This is a genomic window from Companilactobacillus futsaii JCM 17355 (assembly GCF_001435505.1).
In the GTDB taxonomy this organism is placed as follows: Bacteria; Bacillota; Bacilli; order Lactobacillales; family Lactobacillaceae; genus Companilactobacillus; species Companilactobacillus futsaii.
Map to the genome: position 1 here is coordinate 1 of NZ_AZDO01000142.1, position 329 is coordinate 329.

Consider the following 329-nt stretch of genomic DNA (forward strand, 5'->3'; position numbering starts at 1 on the left):
TGAATTGAGGGAAAGAGCCATTCAGAATCCAGCTGATGATCAAGCAGCCATTGACGGTACAATAAGAGATCTGTTTGAACAGGTTTAAGGTACAAGGTATTCGGTTTACCAGTTTTTCGGTCATGAATAAACGCATTTTGTTTAATAGAACCGTCCGGATTAAAAATATCGGTTTGTTTTAAGCGCATGACATCACTGACTCGCAACAGTGTCGCTTTGCCAACTTGAAAAACTGTATAGTTACGCCGGCCAGCTTTAAAGTTATTGAGTAAGGTATCTTGAACCTCCTTGAGAACATTTGAATCTTTGATGGGTAAGACAACTTGTTG

The 329-nt window shown here is 39.5% G+C and carries 1 protein-coding gene; it reads right to left on the minus strand.

All coding sequences use genetic code 11. The annotated features are described in order from the left end of the window. Window positions 1–329, minus strand: a 329-nt coding sequence (locus FC88_RS11710; protein WP_477099982.1) for a site-specific integrase, incomplete at both ends; no start/stop codon positions are given.